Here is a 14,349-nt window from a genome sequence, read left to right as displayed (position 1 = left end):
TGAAGCGAATGAAACAGCTCGTTGCCCTCGCGGCGCTGGCGCTGGCGGCATCGCCTGCCTCTGCGCAGACCCTGGCGCAGACGGTTCCGCCTCCTGCGATTTCCGTGAATGGTGAAGCCACGATCTCGGCGGTGCCCGACCAGGCCGAAATCGACGCCGGCGTGACTTCGGAAGCCAAAACCGCGCGCGAAGCGTCCGATATCAACAATGCCGCGATGAGCAAGGTGCTGCTCGCGTTGAAAAACGCAGGGATCGAAGAGAAGGACTACCAGACCTCGCGATTGTCGCTGCAGCCGCAATATCCGCCCAACCCGAACCGCACCGGGCCGGCAACGATTTCCGGCTATCGCGCCAACAACCGCGTGATCATCAAGGTGCGCGACATCACCAAGATCGCCGGACTGATCGATGTCCTGGTCGGCGCCGGCGCCAATGAGATCGGCGGTATCGGCTTCATCGTCTCACAAGCCTCAAAGCTGCTCGACGACGCACGCGAAAAGGCCATCGCCGACGCCCGCCGCAAGGCGGAAATCTACGCCAAGGCGGCCGGCGTAACGCTCGGCGAAGCGCTCAGCATTTCTGAAGGCGGGCCACCGCCGACGCCCTTCTTCCGCGGCAAGGTGGCAGCGCCAATGGCGGCAGCAGCTCCCGTTGCACCTGGCGAGGAGACGCTGTCGGTCACGGTGAACGTGTCCTGGGCGATCAAGCCGAAGCAGTAAGAAAGCCAAACCGATGAAGCTGTCGTCCCGGGCTTGACCCGGGACCCATAACCACAGGATTACGTGGTTATACTAGGCTGTGGCTTCCAGCCTTCTCAACAATCCAGAACGGTGGTTACGGGTCCCGGCTCTGCGCTTCGGTTGGCCGGGACGACGACCTATATCTCGACAACCATTTAAATTTCAAACACCTGCCCCGGCTTCAGCACCGCGAATTTGTCCCGCGGCACTTCCGCCTGGTCCAGCGCCTCGCCAAGCGCGATTGCCGGTGCGTCGATGCCTTCATCGGTGAGCTGGAACGTGCCGTGGTGATGCGCCAGTGCCTGCGCGGCACCGCAATCGGCGAATGCCTTCACCGCATCGTCCGGATTCATATGCTGGTCGCGCATGAACCAGCGCGGCTCATAGGCGCCGATCGGCAGGATCGCGAGCCGCAGCGGGCCGTGCGCTTCGGCGACACGGCGAAAATGCCCGCCATCGCCATAGCCGGAATCGCAGACGATGTAGAGTTTGCCGGCCGGCGTCTCCAGCACGAAACTCGCCCACAGCGCCTTGTTGCGGTCGAACAGCCCGCGCGCCGACCAGTGCCGCGTCGGCACCAGCGTCACCGCGAGGCCGCTGCCAAGTTCGACACGATCCTGCCAATCGAACGCTTCGGCTTTGATCGCGCGGTCCGCCTCGCGCATGGTGACGTCGTTGCCGAGCGGCGTGATCACGCGCGGCGAGAATTTCGCTGCAAGCTTCGACAGCGTAGCGGCGTCGAGATGATCGTAATGGCCGTGCGACACCAGCACGACATCGATCTCAGGTAATTCCTCGAAGGCGATGCCGGGATCGTTGCGCCGCTTCGGTCCCGCCCAGGAGAACGGCGAGGCGCGCATCGACCACACCGGGTCGACCAGGATGTTGAGGCCAGCGGTCTGGATCAGCCAGCTCACATGGCCGACAAAGGACAGCCGCACCTTGTTACCCTCGACCCGCGGCGGCGGCGTATCGGTGTGGGGACTTGGCACCCAGTCTGGCCAAGCCACGCGCTTCCGTTCGCCGCCGAACTGCCAGCGCAGCACCTCAGCTAGTTTCTTGGGCGGCGCGCCGTGAGGATCGAAAAAGCGCAAGCCATCGAAATGATCGGAGACGGGGCCGTCATAGGTCTTCATGCGGTCAATCCAAGCCGACGGCACGCCCACTACGGCGGCAGTACCGGCGAGCAGTCCAAAAATGCGGCGACGCGTGATGGGCACGGGCCTGTATCACGACTGGAGGCGTTGGAATTTATATGGCACCGGGCGCGAAAATCGGAACCGATCATCGAAACATAAGTATTTTCATGTCGTTACGGGTTCAATTCGGATCACCTCACCCGACTTTTCCTTGACTTTCGGGCCCAGCAGGGGTTTAACGCCGCCACTTTCTCGGAAAGATCGTTCTTTTCGACCCGCCGACCGGCCGTGAGACCGGAGGTCAACGCCCGACAGCGCTGTGCGCCCTCGGGCGCGAAAGTGTTTGGAAGATCGTCTTGGCAGGGTGCCGAGATTTACTAAGTGGTCATCACCCGCGAAGGCGGGCGATCCAGTAGCCCAGAGTGGCTCGGCTTGAATCGAGACGCCGCGGCGTACTGGATACCCCGCCTTCGCGGGGTATGACGACAGTGACTGAGGTGCCTGCGGGCGCAACAAAGGACAACGGCATTGTTCGACAATCTGTCGGAAAGGCTTGGTGGCATCCTTGATCGGCTGACGGGGCGCGGTGCCCTCACCGAAAAGGACGTCGACGCCGCGATGCGCGAGGTGCGCCGCGCGCTGCTCGAGGCCGACGTCGCGCTCGAGGTTGTCAGGAGTTTCACCGAGCGCGTGCGTGAGCAGGCGGTTGGCGCCACCGTCGTCAAGTCGGTCACGCCAGGCCAGATGGTGGTGAAGATCGTCCATGACGAACTGGTCGCGACCCTCGGCTCCGACGGCCAGACCATCGACCTCAACGCGGTGCCGCCGGTTCCGATCATGATGGTCGGCCTGCAGGGTTCCGGTAAGACGACCACCACCGCGAAACTCGCCCGCCGCATGGTCCAGCGCGACAAGCGCAAGGTGCTGATGGCTTCGCTCGACGTCTATCGTCCGGCGGCGATGGAGCAATTGGCGGTACTCGGCCGCGACCTCGACATCCCGACGCTGCCGATCGTCGCCGGCCAGAAGCCGCCGCAGATCGCGCGGCGCGCGATGGAAGCCGGCAAGCTCGGCGGCTACGACGTCGTGCTGCTCGACACCGCCGGCCGCACCACGCTCGACGAAGAGATGATGACGGAAGCGGCCGAGATCAAAGCCGTCGCCAATCCGCATGAAGTGCTCTTGGTCGCGGACTCCCTGACCGGCCAGGACGCGGTCAACCTCGCGCGCTCGTTCGATCAGCGCGTCGGGCTGACCGGCATCGTGCTGACTCGCGTCGACGGTGACGGCCGCGGCGGCGCCGCGCTGTCGATGCGCGCAGTCACCGGCAAGCCGATCAAGCTGATCGGCACCGGCGAAAAGACCGACGCGCTGGAAGACTTCCATCCGAGCCGCATTGCCGGGCGCATCCTCGGCATGGGCGACGTGGTGTCGCTGGTCGAGCGCGCCGCTGCCAACATCGATGCCGAGAAGGCCGCGCGCACCGCCGAGCGGATGCGCAAGGGTCAGTTCGACCTCAACGACATGCGCGAGCAGCTCACGCAGATGGCGAATATGGGCGGCATCAGCGGACTGATGGGCATGATGCCGGGCATTGCCAAGATGAAGAACCAGATCGCCGCCGCCGGGATCGATGACAAGATCCTGAAGCGCCAGGTCGCGATCATCGATTCGATGACGCGGCAGGAGCGCAAGAACCCGGACATCCTCAAGGCCAGCCGCAAGAAGCGCATCGCCGCGGGCGCCGGCCAGAACGTCGAGCAGGTCAACAAGCTCTTGAAGATGCACCGGAACATGTCCGACATGATGAAGGCCATGGGTTCGGGCAAGCGTGGCCCGCTCGCCGGCATCGCGCAGGCGATGGGCTTTGGCGGCGGCATGAAGCCGCCCTCGCCGGAAGAGATGAAGGCGCTCGCTGAGAAGATGCAGGGCGCGCCCGGTGGCGGCCTGCCGAACCTGCCGAAGGAACTCCCCGTCGGCCTGCGCCAGGGCCTGCCGAATCTACCGGGGCTCACCGGCCTCAGCGGCAAGCCGACACTGCCGGGCCTCGGCGGCGCCGCCGGGGAAGAAGAAATAAATGAGGAAGCTTGCTCCTCTCTCCATTCGTCATTCCGGAGCGATGCGCAGCGTCGAATCCGGAATCCATTTCGCCGCTTGCGCCCGCGGCCCGATGGATTCCGGGCACGCTTCGTGCCCCGGAATGACGGGCTAATTCATCAACATCCAAATCAAACCAGTCATCAGGAGAACCAAATGTCAGTCGTTATCCGCCTCGCACGCGCCGGCACCAAGAAGCGTCCGGTCTATCACGTCGTCGTCGCCGACTCGCGCTTTCCGCGCGACGGCCGCTTCATCGAGCGGCTCGGCCACTTCAATCCGCTGCTGCCGAAGGACAGCGAGGCGCGGCTGAAGCTCGACATGGACAAGGTGAAGGCCTGGCTCGCCAAGGGCGCGCAGCCGTCGGACCGCGTCACCCGCTTCCTCGACGCAGCCGGCGTCGTCAAGCGGACCCCACGCAACAACCCGGAAAAAGCCGTGCCGCGCAAGGAGCGCAAGGCCCAGGCCGAAGCCGCCGCGAAGGCGTAAGCTTTTAGGCGCACGACGGTGTCCGCACCGGTTTGCGTCGCCCGCGTCGGCGCTGCGCATGGCGTGCGCGGCGCCGTCAAACTTTGGACCTTCACCGAAGACCCGCTGGCCGTGAAGCATTACGGCCCGCTCTTCACCAAAGACGGCGCGCGCCAGTTCGAACTGGCGCATGTCCGCGAGGCCAAGGACCATCTGGTCGCGACGTTCAAAGGCGTATCCACGCGCGACGAAGCCGAGCAACTGAACGGCCTCGAGCTCTACGTTCCGCGCGAAAGGCTGCCGGAAACGGACGACGACGAATACTACCACGCCGACCTGATCGGGCTTGCCGCTGTCACCACCGCCGAGCAGCCGCTCGGCAAGGTCATCGCGATCCATAATTTTGGTGCCGGCGACATCATCGAGATCGCGCCGTCGCAAGGCCCGACGATGATGCTGCCGTTCACCAACGCGGTCGTGCCGACCGTTGACCTCGCCGGTGGACGGGTGATCGTCGAATTGCCTGATGAAATCGAGGGCGAGGACGAGACCAACCCGGAGCCGTGATCCTTCAAAGAGGATGGATACGCGGGGCAAGCCCGCGTATGACGGTCCCGATTTTCTCGCGATAATTCGAACATGATCTGGCGCGCCACCGTTCTCACGCTATTCCCCGAGATGTTCCCGGGACCGCTGGGCGTCAGCCTTGCTGGCAAGGCGCTCGCCTCCGGCCTGTGGGCGCTGGAAACGCGGGACATCCGGGATTCCGCGACCGACAGGCACCGCAGCGTCGACGACACCCCGGCCGGCGGCGGGCCCGGCATGGTGCTTCGCGCCGACATCCTGGCCGCCGCGATCGATGCCGCCGATAGCGCACCGGACCGGCCACGGCTGCTGATGAGCCCGCGGGGTCGACCATTGACCCAATCCGTTGTCATGGAACTCGCGTCTGGTCCGGGTCCCCTCATCGTCTGCGGCCGATTTGAGGGGGTGGACGAGCGGGTAATCGAGACGCGCGGGCTCCAGGAGGTCTCGATCGGGGACTACGTGCTCTCTGGCGGGGAAATCGCCGCCATGGCCCTGATTGACGCCTGCGTGCGGCTATTGCCGGGGGTCATGGGCAAGCAGGCCTCGGGAGTGGACGAGAGCTTCTCCGAAGGACTACTGGAATACCCCCAATACACGCGCCCGCAGGACTTCGAGGGCCGGCCGATCCCGGAAATCCTCACTTCGGGCGATCACGCCAAGGTTGCCGCCTGGCGGCGGGCCCAGTCCGAGGCCCTGACCCGGGCCAGGCGGCCGGATTTGTGGGCCGCGCGGCGCGGCACAAAAAACACGACAGACGGGTGACAAAGCCCACGCTTTGCCTTATACGGGCGCCCAAATCCGCAATCAGGATAGACGGAATTCTTGCGCAGCCCGCGTCGGTGCTGGGCGCGCCGCCGATGGAGATTTCAATGAACCTCATCCAGCAGCTCGAAAAAGAGCAGTATGACAAGCTCGCCGCGACCAAGCAGATTCCGGAATTCGCGCCCGGCGACACCGTGATCGTCAACGTCAAGGTGGTCGAAGGCGAACGCACCCGTGTACAGGCCTATGAGGGCGTCTGCATCGGCCGTTCCGGCTCCGGCCTCAACGAGAGCTTCACGGTGCGCAAGATTTCCTATGGCGAGGGCGTGGAGCGTGTGTTCCCGGTGATGTCGCCGATGATCGACTCGATCAAGGTGGTGCGCCGCGGCAAGGTCCGTCGCGCCAAGCTCTATTATCTGCGTGGCCTGCGCGGCAAGTCGGCCCGCATCGTCGAGAAGCAGGACAAGCAGGATCGCGCTGCCGCCGTCAACGAGTAAGCTCATCCGACCAACGCGGATGTGACTGAAAGCGCGGGGCCGTTCCCCGCGCTTTTTTGTTACCGCTGTCACAGCGGACACAACTGTCCATCCCTCATCCTGAGGAGCGCGGAACGCGCGTCTCGAAGGATGAAGGCCCGGCCGGTGGCCTCGCCCTTCGAGACGCGCGCCGATGGCGCGCTCCTCAGGGTGAGGGTCATGCATCTCGCGTGTGGCGCATGCAGAGGCGCGTTGAAAGCACTCGCGATTCCGGATTGGCCTGCTATATATTTGTAGAATGGTTCCAGATCAGACCAGCATCGAGCCCATCAAGCGTATCGTCATCGACGATCGCTCGCGGTTGCCTGGCCGGTTCTTCGGGCGCTTTGCGACCTCGGCGACGTCAGAGCTTACGCGCGCAGCCTGATGCCTGCGCCGGCCTTTCGTTTGCCCCGGCGCGTAACCGCGCCGATCCGCTACCATACCATTGCTGGAGCTCACGCTCATGTCGAAACCGACCACCCTGTACGACAAGATCTGGAACGACCATCTGGTGCACGAAGCCGAAGACGGCACCTGCCTGCTCTATATCGACCGCCATCTGGTGCATGAAGTCACCTCGCCGCAGGCGTTCGAAGGCCTGCGCGCCACCGGCCGCAAGGTGCGTGCGCCGCAGAAGACGCTCGCCGTCGTCGACCACAACGTGCCGACCACCGACCGCACCAAGCCGAACCCCGATCCTGAGAGCATCGAGCAGATCAAGGCGCTGGCCGAGAATGCCAAGGAATTCGGCATCGAATATTACGACGAGTTCGACAAGCGCCAGGGCATCGTCCACGTCATCGGCCCCGAGCAAGGCTTCACCCTGCCCGGCACCACGATCGTCTGCGGTGACAGCCATACCTCGACGCATGGCGCGTTCGGCGCGCTCGCGCACGGCATCGGCACCTCCGAGGTCGAGCATGTGCTGGCGACGCAGACGCTGATCCAGAAGAAGGCGAAGAACATGCGCGTCACCGTCGACGGCAAATTGCCCGAAGGCGTGACCGGCAAGGATATTATTTTGGCCATCATCGGCGAGATCGGCACTGCCGGCGGCACCGGCTACGTGCTGGAATATGCCGGCGAGGCGATCCGCGCGCTGTCGATGGAAGGCCGCATGACCGTCTGCAACATGTCGATCGAGGGCGGCGCGCGTGCCGGCCTGGTCGCGCCCGACGAGAAGGCGTTCGACTTCCTGCGCGGCCGCCCCAAGGCGCCAAAAGCCGAGGCCTGGGATGCCGCGATGCGCTACTGGGAGACGCTGCGCTCCGACGACGGCGCGCATTTCGATCATGAACTCCGGCTGGACGCGGCAAAACTGCCGCCGATCGTGACCTGGGGCACCTCGCCCGAAGACGTCATCTCGGTCACAGGCTTCGTGCCGGATCCCGACAAGATCGACGACGAGGCCAAGCGTCTCTCCAAGCATCGCGCGCTGAAATATATGGGCCTGACGGCGGGCACGAAGATCACCGACATCAAGCTCGACCGCGTCTTCATCGGCTCCTGCACCAACGGCCGCATCGAGGATCTGCGCGCCGCCGCCAAGATCGCCGAGGGCAAGCACGTCAACGCCAATGTCAACGCGATGATCGTACCGGGGTCCGGCATCGTGAAGGAGCAGGCGGAGGCGGAAGGTCTGGACAAGATCTTCATCAGGGCCGGCTTTGAATGGCGCGAGCCGGGCTGCTCGATGTGCCTGGCCATGAACCCCGATAAGCTGAAGCCGGAAGAGCGCTGCGCCTCCACCTCGAACCGCAACTTCGAGGGACGCCAGGGCTTCAAGGGCCGCACCCACCTGGTGTCGCCGGCGATGGCGGCGGCCGCGGCAATCGCCGGGCACTTCGTCGATGTGAGGGATTGGCGGTAATCCCTCAACCTCAATCGATCGCGGAAACGCCTCGTTAAGCAGCGAGGCGCAGACTGGCTCCTGGCGGAATGCCCTTTCGCAAGGAGCCAGCCATGGCCGACAAGCGCGAATATGTCGATATGATCAGCGAGGCGACGCGCCAGAACCGGCGCCGAGCCACGCCGCGCGTGATTGACCCCGCACCCGCCGCAAAGGAGACCTCGCGCCTCAGCCACTGGCCGCCGGATCGCTGGGCTCAATGGCGGGTAGAGAACCTGACGCCCTGGAAGCTGAAGTCCTGGAAGTTCAGGAACTGGGACTGACGCTTCGCACTGATTTGAGACGTCGACATCACGACTGACTGGTCATGCCCGGGCTTGACCCGGGCATCCACGTCCCTGCAGTTCGCTGTCAAGCGCGCAACGATCATTGCGCCGCGTGAGCGGGTCGCTCCTGTCACCGCATCAAGATAGCGAAGTGAACGCCCCATGATGCGAAGCGTGCGACGCGATCGCACTTTGCCTGGGAGGCTTTCCGTCCTCACCACCACCACGGGTCATGCCGGAAGCCGAATGCGTAAGGGACCGGCCTGTCATATGGATATGGTCGGAAGTAGTAAGGCTGCGTGTAAGTGCGAACGTAAGGAGGATAGGGCCGGTAATAGAAGTCTATATAGGACCGATCAACGTTTCGGTAGTATGACCTGTAGCGGCGCGCGCTGAAATCCGTGGTTTTGCCTGCGTCGGCCTTTTCCGTGACGATCCGCTGCTGCGCGGCCGCCGTCGTCAGTGGTGGCGTCGATGCCAATGCCACTACACCTACGACAAGCGCTACACCGATCCAACTTTTCATGACAGGACTCCTCCAAGCAATCGGGCGGGCGATAAGGGGAGCCATCATGCCGATTTCGCGGGCAAAATCAAAACAGGCCCGCTGTTCACGAGCCTGTTTTGCACTCTGCGTTGATAGGCGCGCTTGTCAGCGGCGCCAGTGGCGGCGAGGATGCCAGCGGTGCCAACGGTGATGGCGACGCGGCTGCCAGCGCACTTCGGTCGTCCCCGACATCTGCTTTGGAGCATCCTGCACCGCCGCAGCGGCGCCGGGGCTGTTCAGCGAGAGCGCCTGAGCGCGCTCAGCCGGCACGGCAAGAGCAAGCAGTGAACCGGCGGCAACCAGCCCCAGAAGTTTTGTCACCTTCATTTTTTTGTTCTCCCAAACGTCCTCGGATGTCACGTCTGCAACCATCGATTCGAATCGAATCAAGCCAGGTTGCCGCGACGCAGATCGCAAGCGGAAAGCGGACGACGTGAATGTGGAGGGAATAAGCCTGCGCCGCGAACGTGAACGCAGGCTGCGCGTTTCAGTTCCCTGACAAAGTCAGGTTTTCTGACGGTCCGTAGAAGCCGGACGCTAACCTGGACGCCAGTAGCAGTTCATGCGCGGCGTGATCACGGTTCCGCTCGGTCGGTACTCCTGCACATAAGTGGCTGTGCAATCGCGCACGGCGTTCGGGCCCGGATCGTAGCGCGGGATGACATCCGGTTCCCAATGATCCTGACGGTAGATCGGAATGCGCCGCAGCGGCCGGCGACGTTGCGCGGAGGTATCCGAGATGGTGGGCCGAGCCGCCTGCGCAGTCGGCCGTGTCGGTGACGCTGTTTGTGCCTGCGCAGCCGCGACCGGAAGCGAGACTCCCGCCAAAGCTGCCAATAGCGCTCCCGTCACGATCCGCTTCATCACGCCCACCCAAAATCCTGTTCGCGGGCCGCACGGTCTCCGATTGCTGCGCCAAGGTCAACAGCGCTGGCGCCCTGTGCGAAACTCGCGCTAAACAGGCAACATGTGGACCGCAGCCAAAGCGCCGTCGCTCGCCGAAATGGAGGCCATGGCGCATGACATTTTCGAGCGCCTGCCCAAACGTTTTCGCAGCCTCTGCGAAGGCGTGATCATCCGCGTCGACGATTTTCCAACCGACGAGGTCATGGATGAGATGGGCTGCGAAAGCGAATTCGACCTGCTCGGCCTGTTCCAGGGGGTTGGTCTTCCGCACCAGAGCCATGGCGACATCCCCCGCCTGCCCAACATGATCTGGCTCTACCGCCGGCCAATCCTCGACTATTGGGCCGAGCACGAGGAGACGCTCGGCCACATCGTCCGCCACGTCCTGGTCCATGAGATCGGCCACCATTTCGGCCTCTCGGACGCCGATATGGAGGCGATCGAGGCCGCCGCAGGCTAGGATTGCGTAAATTGGCCTTTTTCCTGGGGGCTTTCCGGGATAAATAGGCGGCCATCCCACCGCAACCGGGAAGTGCGATCGATGGAAAAGTTCACCAAGCTGGAAGGCGTCGCGGCGCCATTGAAGATCATCAATGTCGACACCGACATGATCATCCCCAAGCAGTACCTGAAGACCATCAAGCGCACCGGCCTTGGCAAGGGGCTTTTCTCCGAGCAGCGCTACAACGACGACGGCAGCGAGAACCCCGATTTCGTGCTCAACAAATCGGCCTATCGCAACGCCAAGATCCTGGTCGCCGGCGACAATTTCGGCTGTGGCTCGAGCCGCGAGCACGCGCCGTGGGCGCTGCTCGACTTCGGCATCCGCTGCGTGATCTCGACCTCGTTCGGCGACATCTTCTACAACAACTGCTTCAAGAACGGCATCCTGCCGATCCGCGTTGCCCAGGAAGACCTCGACAAGCTGTTCGACGATGCCGAGCGCGGCGCCAATGCGACGCTGACGATCGATTTGGCGAACCAGGAGATCCGCGGGCCCGACGGCGGCACCGTGAAGTTCGAGATCGACCCGTTCCGCAAGCACTGCCTGATCAACGGCCTCGACGACATCGGGCTGACGATGGAGAAGAAGTCGTCGATCGACGACTACGAGGCCAAGGCCAGCCGCGAGCGCGCCTGGGCCTGATCTTTCAAGGCAGCCCCGACGAGCGTCGGCGCTCTTCCGCTTTTAGTTTGAGCATGATCTTTTCGGAAAATCGGTCTCCGCGTTTCCGGATCATGCTCTAGAGGGACGGCGCATGCGTCCGGACGTCGTCACCTTCTGGCATGGTCCGCTCGACCGGCTGCGGCTGACCTGCTTGCGCTCGCAGGTCGCCGCCGGCCATAAGGTCACCGTCTACAGTTTCGATCCGCTGCCCGGCCTGCCCGACGGCGTCGGCAATGCCGAGGCCGAGGCGATCCTGCCGCATGCGTTCTCCGAGAAGCTGCGCCCGCCGGAGCCGGATGGGAGCTGGCACGGCTGGACCATGCTGCAATTCAGCGATTTCTTCCGGATGCGGCTGATGGCCGAACGCGCCGGCCTTTGGCTCGATGCCGATGTGCTGCTGCTGAAGCCGATCGAGATCGATCCGGCCAAGCCTTATTTCGCCTGGGAGCGGCCGCGCCAGCTCGGCAACTCCGTGCTCTATCTTCCGCCGGACGATCCGATCGTGCGCGCTTTCGAAGCGTTGATGAAGCAGGAGGAGCTGACGCCGGAGTGGCTCGCGCTCCGTCATCGCATCGTCTTCGCGCTGCGGCGCCTGCGCGGCGTTTCCCATCGCCTCTCGGACATCCGGATCTCGCTCTACGGCCCGCCGGCACTCACCGCGCTTGCCCGTCGCGCCGGGGAGTTGCAATACGCCCTGCCGAAACAGTCGTTCTATGCGGTGCATGCCGAACCAAAATTGTTCTTCGAGCCCCGCGACTTTTCGAATTTGCTCGGCAATCCCGACGTCATCGGGCTGCATATCTCGCCGAAGGGCCGCGGCCGCGAAGCGCCGATCCCTGGCAGTCTCTATGCGTGGGCGGCCGAGAAGTTCGGCTAATCTGTCGTCCCGGCGAAAAGCCGAGACCCATAGCCACAGGCTGCTGTTGTGGTGCGCGCAAGCGGTTACGGCAGAGCGCATTACAAAAGCCTGTGGTTATGGGTCCCGGGTCAAGCCCGCGACGACGGGATCAAGTCCTCATCGCCGCGATCGCATCCGCCATCGCGATCGTGCGCCGCGCCATCTCGGCGTGGAGCCGCTCCACCATGCGGCCGTCGATCTGGATCGCGCCGCGCGAGGCATTTTCCGGCTTGTCGAACGCAGCGATGATCTTGCGCGCCTCCGCGACTTCTTCCGCCGGCGGGGTGAAGATCGCATTGCAGGCTTCGATCTGGCCCGGATGGATCAGCGTCTTGCCGTCGAAGCCGAGATCGCGCGCTTGTGCGCATTCGGCGGCAAAGCCGTCGACATTGGCGAAATCGCTATAGGGGCCGTCGAGGATTTCCAATCCGTGCGCACGCGTCGCCAGGATGCAATGCGTGATCATGGGGACCATGATCGCGCGGCCCGGCTGCATCTTGATCCGCGTCTCCCGCGAAATGTCGTTCGGGCCGAATACGAAACCGGCAAGGCGGGTTTCGGAATCCTTTGAGGCCGCAGCAAGTTCCTCGGCATGCAGCACCGCACGCGCGGTCTCGATCATGGCCCAGACCCGGATCGAGGCATGGGCATTGATGTCGCTCAGGCGGTCGGCAATCGCATTGAGGTCGGCGACGCTGGAGACCTTGGGAACCAGGATGCCGTCGGGCTGCGCCTTGCCGGCCATGCCGATGTCGTCGACCCACCACGGCGTATCGAGGCTATTGATCCGGATCAGCACCTCGCGCTTGCCGAAGCCCTTGGCCGCCACGGCAGCCGCGATCTGGTCCCGCGCCAGGCCCTTGGTATCAGGCGCCACCGAATCCTCGAGGTCGAGGATGATGCCGTCGGCCGGCAGGTTGCGCGCTTTCTCCAGCGCTCGCGCGTTGGATCCGGGCATGAACAACAGGCTGCGGCGCGGACGGGTCATGGTCGTTTCCTTTCGGTCGTTGCCTTCTCGCCTATCATTTCGGCCATCGGTCCGGAAGCCTTGTTCCGGTCATCGGCTTGTGGTTAGGCAAAGGCATGGAGCTTTTCCCGCAACGTCTGCTCGACGGCTACCGGGCTTTCGCCACGCAGCGGCTGCCCACGGAACAGTCGCGCTACCGCGAATTGTCCGAGCGCGGCCAGTCGCCCGAGGTGATGGTGATCGGCTGCTGCGATTCCCGCGTCTCGCCGGAAGTGATCTTCGACGCGGGACCGGGTGAATTGTTCGTGGTGCGCAACGTTGCCAACCTGGTTCCCGTCTACCAGCCCGACAGCGGTACCCACGGCGTCTCGGCGGCGCTGGAATATGCCGTCAACGTGCTCAAGGTGAAGCACATCGTCGTGCTCGGCCATGCCCAATGCGGCGGCATCCGCGCCTTCATCGATAAGATCCAGCCGCTGTCGCCCGGCGACTTCATCGGCAAGTGGATGCAGATGTTCATCAAGCCCGGCGAGGTGGTCGAGCAGCGCGAGCACGAGACGATGCAGGATTTCACCATCCGGATCGAGAAAGCCGCGGTGTTCCGCTCGCTCGAGAACCTGATGACGTTCCCGTTCGTGCGCGAGCGGGTGCAGAACGGCGAGACGAACCTGCACGGCGCCTATTTCGGCGTCGCCGAAGGATCGCTGTTCGTGCTCGACCGGGCGACGAAGGAATTCGTGAGTGCGCGAATGGCGAGTGGCGAGCAGCGAACGGGATAATTCCACTCGCTATTCGCTATTCGCTACTCCCTATTCGCCAATCAATCCGCCCCGTGGCCGGCGCCCCAGCGGTCCGACAAGGCCAGGATCAGGGTCGAGAACACGAACACCAGGTGGACGCCGACCAGCCATCCCATCTTCTGCGCATCGAAGATCGCATCGATGTTCATGAAGGCTTTCAGCACCTGGATCGCCGAGATCGCCACGATCGAGGAGAGCAGCTTCTGCTTCAGGCCGCCGAAATCGACCTTGGTCATCCATTCCGGCCAGTCCGGATGGCCGGCGGGATCGATCCGGGACACGAAGTTCTCATAGCCCGAGAACACCACGATCAGGATCAGATTGCCGGTCAGCGACACGTCGATGAGGCTGAGCACGCCGAGAATGATGTCGGATTCCTTGGCGTACGGCACGTGCAGGATGAACTCCCACAGCAGCGCGACGAACTTGTAGAGCAGTACGGCCAGGCTGACGACGAGGCCGAAATAGAACGGCGCCATCAGCCAGCGGCTGTTGAAGATCAGGCTTTCGAAGCCATCCTCGACGCGCTTCAGCCGGGGATCAGGTCGATAAGGAGCCGGCTCGTCGGTCATCGAT

The 14,349-nt window shown here is 63.7% G+C and carries 17 protein-coding genes and 1 pseudogene; 12 read left to right on the top strand and 6 right to left on the bottom strand.

Annotated features, from left to right (window positions below; genetic code table 11):
* Positions 1-8 precede the first annotated feature (8 nt).
* Positions 9-719, top strand: a complete 711-nt coding sequence (locus ACVJGD_RS30010) for an SIMPL domain-containing protein (protein WP_456637610.1) — start codon at positions 9-11, stop codon at positions 717-719.
* Positions 720-895: 176 nt separating this feature from the next.
* On the opposite strand, the gene ACVJGD_RS30005 is transcribed toward ACVJGD_RS30010, so the two are convergent.
* Positions 896-1,960 (bottom strand): MBL fold metallo-hydrolase, encoded by a 1,065-nt coding sequence (locus tag ACVJGD_RS30005; RefSeq protein ID WP_456637609.1) that lies wholly within the window; start codon positions 1,958-1,960, stop codon positions 896-898.
* A 447-nt stretch (positions 1,961-2,407) separates the two neighbouring features.
* On the opposite strand from ACVJGD_RS30005, the pseudogene ffh reads away from it, so the two are divergent.
* From ffh to ACVJGD_RS29970, 7 genes and pseudogenes are all read left to right on the top strand, one after another.
* A pseudogene (gene ffh / locus ACVJGD_RS30000) lies at positions 2,408-3,956 on the top strand (signal recognition particle protein).
* A gap of 176 nt (positions 3,957-4,132) precedes the next feature.
* A complete protein-coding gene (gene rpsP, locus ACVJGD_RS29995; protein WP_456637608.1) occupies positions 4,133-4,465 on the top strand; it encodes a 30S ribosomal protein S16 in 333 nt (110 codons plus the stop codon).
* Between the two features lie 18 nt (positions 4,466-4,483).
* Positions 4,484-5,011 (top strand): ribosome maturation factor RimM, encoded by a 528-nt coding sequence (rimM, locus tag ACVJGD_RS29990; RefSeq protein ID WP_456637607.1) that lies wholly within the window; start codon positions 4,484-4,486, stop codon positions 5,009-5,011.
* Positions 5,012-5,083: 72 nt separating this feature from the next.
* Positions 5,084-5,794, top strand: coding sequence for a tRNA (guanosine(37)-N1)-methyltransferase TrmD (gene trmD / locus ACVJGD_RS29985; protein WP_456637606.1), 711 nt, complete (start codon positions 5,084-5,086; stop codon positions 5,792-5,794).
* Between the two features lie 107 nt (positions 5,795-5,901).
* Positions 5,902-6,291: a 50S ribosomal protein L19 gene (gene rplS / locus ACVJGD_RS29980; protein ID WP_225118811.1), complete on the top strand. Its 390-nt coding sequence runs from the start codon at positions 5,902-5,904 to the stop codon at positions 6,289-6,291.
* Positions 6,292-6,775: 484 nt separating this feature from the next.
* On the top strand, positions 6,776-8,182 hold the full coding sequence (gene leuC, locus ACVJGD_RS29975) for a 3-isopropylmalate dehydratase large subunit (RefSeq protein WP_456637605.1): 1,407 nt from the start codon (positions 6,776-6,778) through the stop codon (positions 8,180-8,182).
* 92 nt (positions 8,183-8,274) lie between these two features.
* The gene (locus ACVJGD_RS29970; RefSeq protein ID WP_456637604.1) at positions 8,275-8,484 is read left to right on the top strand and encodes a hypothetical protein; all 210 of its coding nucleotides are present in this window, start codon (positions 8,275-8,277) and stop codon (positions 8,482-8,484) included.
* A gap of 217 nt (positions 8,485-8,701) precedes the next feature.
* Here the strand turns inward: ACVJGD_RS29970 and ACVJGD_RS29965 are convergent, their stop codons facing one another.
* The 3 genes from ACVJGD_RS29965 to ACVJGD_RS29955 form a co-directional block, all read right to left on the bottom strand.
* Positions 8,702-9,013, bottom strand: coding sequence for a hypothetical protein (locus ACVJGD_RS29965; protein WP_456637603.1), 312 nt, complete (start codon positions 9,011-9,013; stop codon positions 8,702-8,704).
* 126 nt (positions 9,014-9,139) lie between these two features.
* Complete coding sequence (locus ACVJGD_RS29960) at positions 9,140-9,406, bottom strand: hypothetical protein (protein ID WP_456637602.1); 267 nt, start codon at positions 9,404-9,406, stop codon at positions 9,140-9,142.
* A 165-nt stretch (positions 9,407-9,571) separates the two neighbouring features.
* Positions 9,572-9,898 (bottom strand): hypothetical protein, encoded by a 327-nt coding sequence (locus tag ACVJGD_RS29955; RefSeq protein WP_456637601.1) that lies wholly within the window; start codon positions 9,896-9,898, stop codon positions 9,572-9,574.
* A gap of 103 nt (positions 9,899-10,001) precedes the next feature.
* On the opposite strand from ACVJGD_RS29955, the gene ACVJGD_RS29950 reads away from it, so the two are divergent.
* From ACVJGD_RS29950 to ACVJGD_RS29940, 3 genes are all read left to right on the top strand, one after another.
* Positions 10,002-10,400 (top strand): metallopeptidase family protein, encoded by a 399-nt coding sequence (locus tag ACVJGD_RS29950; RefSeq protein ID WP_456637600.1) that lies wholly within the window; start codon positions 10,002-10,004, stop codon positions 10,398-10,400.
* 81 nt (positions 10,401-10,481) lie between these two features.
* The gene (gene leuD, locus ACVJGD_RS29945) at positions 10,482-11,087 is read left to right on the top strand and encodes a 3-isopropylmalate dehydratase small subunit (RefSeq protein ID WP_456637599.1); all 606 of its coding nucleotides are present in this window, start codon (positions 10,482-10,484) and stop codon (positions 11,085-11,087) included.
* 112 nt (positions 11,088-11,199) lie between these two features.
* Positions 11,200-11,985 (top strand): hypothetical protein, encoded by a 786-nt coding sequence (locus ACVJGD_RS29940; protein WP_456637598.1) that lies wholly within the window; start codon positions 11,200-11,202, stop codon positions 11,983-11,985.
* A gap of 130 nt (positions 11,986-12,115) precedes the next feature.
* Here the strand turns inward: ACVJGD_RS29940 and ACVJGD_RS29935 are convergent, their stop codons facing one another.
* Positions 12,116-12,994 (bottom strand): HpcH/HpaI aldolase/citrate lyase family protein, encoded by an 879-nt coding sequence (locus ACVJGD_RS29935; protein ID WP_456637597.1) that lies wholly within the window; start codon positions 12,992-12,994, stop codon positions 12,116-12,118.
* Between the two features lie 95 nt (positions 12,995-13,089).
* On the opposite strand from ACVJGD_RS29935, the gene ACVJGD_RS29930 reads away from it, so the two are divergent.
* A complete protein-coding gene (locus ACVJGD_RS29930) occupies positions 13,090-13,752 on the top strand; it encodes a carbonic anhydrase (protein WP_456637596.1) in 663 nt (220 codons plus the stop codon).
* A 41-nt stretch (positions 13,753-13,793) separates the two neighbouring features.
* Here ACVJGD_RS29930 and ACVJGD_RS29925 read toward each other — a convergent pair whose 3' ends face one another.
* The gene (locus ACVJGD_RS29925) at positions 13,794-14,345 is read right to left on the bottom strand and encodes a TIGR00645 family protein (protein WP_456637595.1); all 552 of its coding nucleotides are present in this window, start codon (positions 14,343-14,345) and stop codon (positions 13,794-13,796) included.
* Positions 14,346-14,349: the final 4 nt, after the last annotated feature.

It is taken from the genome of Bradyrhizobium sp. USDA 10063 (assembly GCF_054063735.1).
The sequence above is the reverse complement of the archived record's forward strand: the minus strand, read 5'-3'. Positions and strand labels throughout refer to the sequence as shown.

Bases quoted from the DNA above. Each gene is read 5' to 3' on its own strand.
- ACVJGD_RS30010 (WP_456637610.1), top strand. From the start codon at position 9: ATGAAACAGCTCGTTGCCCTCGCGGCGCTGGCGCTGGCGGCATCGCCT.
- rpsP (WP_456637608.1), top strand. From the start codon at position 4,133: ATGTCAGTCGTTATCCGCCTCGCACGCGCCGGCACCAAGAAGCGTCCG.
- trmD (WP_456637606.1), top strand. From the start codon at position 5,084: ATGATCTGGCGCGCCACCGTTCTCACGCTATTCCCCGAGATGTTCCCG.
- rplS (WP_225118811.1), top strand. From the start codon at position 5,902: ATGAACCTCATCCAGCAGCTCGAAAAAGAGCAGTATGACAAGCTCGCC.
- leuC (WP_456637605.1), top strand. From the start codon at position 6,776: ATGTCGAAACCGACCACCCTGTACGACAAGATCTGGAACGACCATCTG.
- ACVJGD_RS29970 (WP_456637604.1), top strand. From the start codon at position 8,275: ATGGCCGACAAGCGCGAATATGTCGATATGATCAGCGAGGCGACGCGC.
- ACVJGD_RS29965 (WP_456637603.1), bottom strand. From the start codon at position 9,013: ATGAAAAGTTGGATCGGTGTAGCGCTTGTCGTAGGTGTAGTGGCATTG.
- ACVJGD_RS29960 (WP_456637602.1), bottom strand. From the start codon at position 9,406: ATGGTTGCAGACGTGACATCCGAGGACGTTTGGGAGAACAAAAAAATG.
- ACVJGD_RS29955 (WP_456637601.1), bottom strand. From the start codon at position 9,898: ATGAAGCGGATCGTGACGGGAGCGCTATTGGCAGCTTTGGCGGGAGTC.
- ACVJGD_RS29950 (WP_456637600.1), top strand. From the start codon at position 10,002: ATGTGGACCGCAGCCAAAGCGCCGTCGCTCGCCGAAATGGAGGCCATG.
- leuD (WP_456637599.1), top strand. From the start codon at position 10,482: ATGGAAAAGTTCACCAAGCTGGAAGGCGTCGCGGCGCCATTGAAGATC.
- ACVJGD_RS29940 (WP_456637598.1), top strand. From the start codon at position 11,200: ATGCGTCCGGACGTCGTCACCTTCTGGCATGGTCCGCTCGACCGGCTG.
- ACVJGD_RS29935 (WP_456637597.1), bottom strand. From the start codon at position 12,994: ATGACCCGTCCGCGCCGCAGCCTGTTGTTCATGCCCGGATCCAACGCG.
- ACVJGD_RS29930 (WP_456637596.1), top strand. From the start codon at position 13,090: ATGGAGCTTTTCCCGCAACGTCTGCTCGACGGCTACCGGGCTTTCGCC.
- ACVJGD_RS29925 (WP_456637595.1), bottom strand. From the start codon at position 14,345: ATGACCGACGAGCCGGCTCCTTATCGACCTGATCCCCGGCTGAAGCGC.